The sequence below is a fragment of the Endothiovibrio diazotrophicus genome, from assembly GCF_054657215.1.
In genome coordinates, this window is the sequence record NZ_BAAHXB010000279.1 from 1 (window position 1) to 869 (window position 869).

The window sequence follows — 869 nt, forward strand, 5'->3', positions numbered from 1 at the left end:
ACGGGTCCGGCCGATGAAGTGGCCTTCGTCGACCACCACCAGCAGGTCGTAGTCGGAGAAGTAGCGGTTGGCCGGGTCCTCGACCCAATCGCCGCGGGCGTAGCTGCCGAAGAGCACCAGGCGGTCGAGGGGCACGCTCTGGCAGATGCACTCGGTGATCCGGCGCAGCTGATGGCGCTTGGCCTCGGGGAGATGGTCGAGGGAGGTCTTGAGGTGCAGGTGGGTGGGATCGGGGTCTGGGCGGGGCATCGGGGCCTCCGGTCCTGGTGGAGTGTCGGTCGTGGTTATCTATACATTTGTCGATACGATAGCACAGGCGGGCGGGGGAGGGGAGCGGTCGGGTGGGGTGTCGCGGCGTGGGGGGCGGTGCCCTCGTTTGCGTCGGTGCGGTAGCACCGACCTACGGGGGTTTCCGCTCGCGGACTCACGCGATCCTTGAGACTTTCTCCGCAATTTCGTCGGAAAGTGTCAGCTCCATGAACAGTTGCATCGGGAACAGGTAATCTTCCCCGGATTCGTCCACCACCCTTAACTGACCATGCTTGGCCGCCGTCTCATCCGGCAGAACCTCATACAGCTTGCGCTGCTCAAGCGATACCTCGTAGCCGGTATTTTCAACGCAAATCACGAACTTATGCATAATCTACGACCTCGGCGCTAGAGATAGCGTTTGATCTTGAATTCACGTTCGCCGATTCCCGTTGCCTCGTACCAATGTAGCTCAACGTCGAGGACCTCGCCGTCAGCCAGCTTCACCTTTGCGAAGTCTTTTCGTTTTCGCCAATGACCAGGGCCGTACAGCTTCCGCAGCCGCTCAATTTCCCTTGGGGGTGGCGAGGATGGTGTGGCCCGAGTCGTAGAGGGAGATT

The 869-nt window shown here is 60.9% G+C and carries 3 protein-coding genes; all 3 read right to left on the reverse strand.

Annotation, left to right across the window (positions count from 1 at the left end; all coding sequences use genetic code 11):
• Window positions 1–249 (reverse strand): nucleotidyltransferase domain-containing protein (locus tag ACYQ2W_RS26395; RefSeq protein WP_459874071.1); only part of this gene is annotated, 249 nt, incomplete at its 3' end.
• Window positions 250–424: 175 nt separating this feature from the next.
• Window positions 425–640 (reverse strand): hypothetical protein, encoded by a 216-nt coding sequence (locus ACYQ2W_RS26400; protein ID WP_459874073.1) that lies wholly within the window; start codon window positions 638–640, stop codon window positions 425–427.
• Window positions 641–657: 17 nt separating this feature from the next.
• A partial coding sequence (locus tag ACYQ2W_RS26405) for a hypothetical protein (protein WP_459874075.1) occupies window positions 658–869 on the reverse strand: 212 nt, incomplete at its 5' end.